At 54.1% G+C, this 4,076-nt stretch carries 4 protein-coding genes; all 4 read right to left on the bottom strand.

Annotation, left to right across the window (positions count from 1 at the left end; translation table 11 throughout):
- Nucleotides 1-1,788: DNA topoisomerase 3 (locus tag WMO25_RS15650; RefSeq protein ID WP_349086102.1), on the bottom strand; the 1,788-nt coding region annotated here is incomplete at its 3' end.
- A complete protein-coding gene (locus tag WMO25_RS15645) occupies nucleotides 1,785-2,564 on the bottom strand; it encodes a DUF4366 domain-containing protein (RefSeq protein WP_215691452.1) in 780 nt (259 codons plus the stop codon). The genes WMO25_RS15650 and WMO25_RS15645, both read right to left, overlap by 4 nt.
- Nucleotides 2,557-2,793, bottom strand: a complete 237-nt coding sequence (locus WMO25_RS15640) for a DUF4315 family protein (RefSeq protein ID WP_006573549.1) — start codon at nucleotides 2,791-2,793, stop codon at nucleotides 2,557-2,559. The genes WMO25_RS15645 and WMO25_RS15640 overlap by 8 nt, the downstream gene beginning before the upstream one ends.
- Before the next feature lie 16 nt (nucleotides 2,794-2,809).
- Nucleotides 2,810-4,076: C40 family peptidase (locus WMO25_RS15635; protein WP_349086101.1), on the bottom strand; the 1,267-nt coding region annotated here is incomplete at its 5' end.

Genomic DNA, 4,076 nt, shown 5'->3' with positions numbered 1-4,076 from the left:
TTCCTCCTTACCCGTGCCGAAACGCTGGGCTTCGGCATCGGAGAGAAATGGATAGGCTTTCACGAGATCCCCGGTCATCCGGACAATGCCGCTGAGGAATGCGTCTGCATCCGCATTGCCGCGCTCAATCTCCATGAGCGTGTTTTCCCATTCCGCCGTCATTTTGGGAGACGTGATCTGTTCCGGCAGAACACAGACGAGGTTGCAGCCGTCCTTTGTGGGAATGAGGGATTTGCCTTTGCGCTCTGCAAAGCCGGATTTCACCAGCTTTTCAATGATACCGGCGCGTGTCGCGGGTGTTCCGAGACCTTTCTTCTCGGTGTCATCGTCAAACTGATCGTTTCCGGCAGTCTCCATTGCAGACAGGAGCGTGTCTTCCGTGTACTGCTTCGGGGGTGTCGTAAAGTGTTCGGTGACGCTGGCAGACACACCATCCAGCATATCGCCCTCATGGACTTCGGGCAGGGACTTCACGGGATCGTCTTTTTCCTTCGCCTTGAGGGAAGCCTTGAACAGCTCTTCGATGGCTTTCCATCCGTTTTGAACGACGGTCTTGCCCTTGGTTTTGAACTCGTAGCCCTCGCAGGAGAGCGAGATCTGCGTTTCTGCGTAGGTGTGCTTCTCGCCGGTCGCACACAGAAGGCGCATCCCGACAAGATTGAGGATTTTCTGTTCCGACTGAGGAAGCGCCGAAACATCCTGCTTTTCAAGCTGGACGGTCGGGAGAATGGCATGGTGATCTGTGACCTTGCTGTTGTCGGTTACGCGGGCAATGTCCGGAGTGACCGAAACGCCGGAGAAAAGCGGAAGCTGGCGGCAGACAATAGAAATGACCTGACGGGCAGTGTCCTCCATATCGTCCGTAATAAACTGGCTGTCCGTGCGCGGATAGGTCAGGAGCTTCTTTTCGTAGAGCGTCTGGACGAGATCAAGCGTCTGCTGGGCAGTGAAGCCGTAATATCGGTTTGCCTCGCGCTGCAAGGTGGTCAGATCATAGAGCTTTGGAGGATTGACGGTTTTCGTCTCCCGCTTGAGAGAAGAAACGACGGCTTGCTTTTTCTCGCAAGCCGCCGCAATTCTTTTTGCTTCCTCTTTGGTTTTGACCTTTTCCAGATCGGCGGTCAGATCGCCCTTGCCGATATGGACATTGAAATATTTCTCCTTCTGGAATGTGGAGATTTTCCCGTCGCGTTCCACCAGCATTGCAAGGGTCGGCGTCTGGACGCGCCCGACCACCAGCTTTTTGTGATAAAGCGTGGTGAACAGGCGGGTGCCGTTGATGCCAACAATCCAGTCCGCCTTTGAGCGGCTGAGTGCTGCTTCATAGAGACGGTCATATTCCTTGCCATCTCGGAGATGGTTGAAGCCTTCGCGGATGGCGGAGTCCTCCAAAGAGCTGATCCACAGACGCTTGAAGGACTTGGTGCATCCGGCTTTGTCGTAGACCAGCCGGAAGATCAGCTCACCCTCGCGTCCTGCATCGGTTGCGCAGACCAGCTCGGTGACGCGCTTGTCCTTCATGAGAGCGGACAGCACCTTGAACTGCTGTGCTTTGTCCTTCGTGACCTCAAACATCCAGCTTTCCGGAACAATGGGCAGATCGTCATACCGCCACTTGGCATACCGCTCATCGTAGGAGCTGGCGTCTGCCAGCTCCACCAGATGACCGAAGCACCACGAAACGATGTAATTGCCGCCCTCCATATAGCCGTCCTTTCGGGACGTTGCGCCCAGAACCTTTGCGATGGACTGGGCAACGCTGGGCTTTTCAGCAATGACTAAGATCAATCTTCATCACCATCCGTTTCGACATTCTCCGCAATCTGCGGCTCTTCATCCTCATTGATGTACGGCTCTTCCTCGTAGCCTTCATCATCAAAGAAGTCCATATCTTCATCCTTGGGCTTTCTGCCCTTGACGAACTTGATGTAGTAATAGGCTGCACCCGCAGCACCGGCAAGAACGAAGATGACGAGGATCATGCCGATGTTGGATTTCTTTTCGGGTTTAGTGGCGGGAGCATCGGTTTCCGCATCCTTGTCCGGCTCAGGCGTAACGGGGGCTGCGCCGGTGCATTCGCTCATGTTGGTCTTGCAGACCGGGCAGTCGGTGTTGACCTGACCGGCAGCGCACTTTTCCTTGCAGTTACAGGTGGTCAGAGCAGCCGCAGTGTCTTCATCCAGCAGCGCAAGCAGATCGCTTTCATCGACCATGTTGAGGAAGTACGTCTGATACTGTTCCTCATCCTCGTTGATGGGCGCATCGTAGTCGATGACAATGAAAAAGGTGTTGCCGTTCTTCGTCTGGACAGTGATGAACTGCTTGTTCGTCGCCTTGTCATAGAGCAGGTCGCGGGTGTAGGCGTTGCCCTCATCGTCAATCGGCTCACCCTTCGGCTTTTCCGGCGTGGGAGTGACTGCGGGCTGCTGTTCGGGCTGAGTTGCCTCCGTAACCGGAAGGTTCTGCTCGGTATCATCGGCGTAGGCAAACGCCGTGACCGAGAAGCAAGACAGAACCATGACGCAGACCGCAAGGACGGTCAGAAAACGAAACTTCTTACGCATTGTCGATTACCTCCGTATTTTCGGCGGGCTTGGTGCCGCCCTTCATGGAAGACAGGAACGCCATGATCTGATCCTTGTCCATCACCATAGAGCGCACGGTGTTGATGATTTCAAGGTTTTCCAGCTCCGTCTTCTTGTCGTACAGCTCCTTGAGCTGACCTTCGATTTCGGACTTCTTCTTTTCAGCCTTCTCGATGTCGGAGAGGACTTTCTGATACTTGGGATTCATGCAAAACTCCTTTCTTTTAATAGGCGGGTCTTCCGAAGGCGTAGAAATGCTGCTGCCAATAGGAAGAGTTGATGGATGTGTACTGAATGGGATCGCCGCAGTGGATCATGACGCCATCACCAACGTAGATGCCGACGTGAGACACGCCGGGGGTGTCATACGTTCCGACGAAAAAGATGAGATCACCGGGCTGGGCATTCGCCTTTGAAACCGGCGTACAGACGTTGTAAAGACCCTGTGCGCCAAGCCGTCCGGTATTCACAAGACCGCTGTTCGTGAGAACGTAGCTGACGAAGCCGGAGCAGTCAAAGGACGTGTCGGGATTAGAGCCGCCCCACACATACGGATAGCCGAGATACTTTTCCGCCTCGGCAATCAGTGTCGCAAACTTCTCATCAGCCAGATACTCCGGGTTGACATCGTAGTCGGCGGGAGGATTTGTGATGTACTTGTCCACATAGGGAGAGTCACCGAACAGATCCTCGCGGTTGCCCAGCACCGACATATACGTTGCGTATATGGAAAGCTGTTCCTGAGACATGATGTAGACCGGGAGGTGGGAGAGATTGAAGTTTTCGAGCTTCACGTTGCAGATGTAGTAGTCATACGGGACGCGGTAGGTTTCCGTGTGCGTGTTGCCGTCTGCATCCGTCCATGTGTCGGTTTCCGTGCGGTATCTGGTTTCGACGATAACCTCTTCGGTGAGGATGTACTGCTTTTCAAACAGCATTTGGAGCGTACCTTGTACCTCATCCAGCGTGAACTCGCCCTCATGGAGAGCCGAGAGAATGGAGATCAGCACATAGGGGTCATGCTCAATATCGTCCAGATCGAAGTGATACTCGTCGTAGTCATGGGTGCTTTCGTAGGTGTCGAGATAGCGTTGCAGCTCTTGCTCCATCCGGCAATACTGCGCCTCCGCGCCCAGCATCGCGTCATCCTCGCTGAGATAAGAGGACGCAATGACCGACGAGCCGGTAGAGGTGAGCATCGAACACGAGCTGATTCCGGCACCGAGCAAAACGAGAAGGGCAATTCCGACGCCGATCCAAATGAAGACCTTCTTGTTGTTCTCAAAGAACTCCTTGAGCTTGTCGGACACCTTTTCGCCGAGCTTCTTGCCGGTATTCTTCGTGGCAGTCCCGGCAGTCTGAGAACCGGCATTCCGTGCAGCGGCATATTCCTTCTTGATGTTCTGCTTCTGGTAGTGCTTGTTCATGTTCTGCTTCTTCATCTCAGGATGCTCCTGCTGATTTCTCTCATATTGGAGCTTGGCGTCAGCT

This window comes from Coprococcus intestinihominis (assembly GCF_040096555.1).
GTDB lineage: Bacteria > Bacillota > Clostridia > Lachnospirales > Lachnospiraceae > Coprococcus_A > Coprococcus_A intestinihominis.
This window is presented reverse-complemented; position numbering and strand designations above follow the sequence as displayed.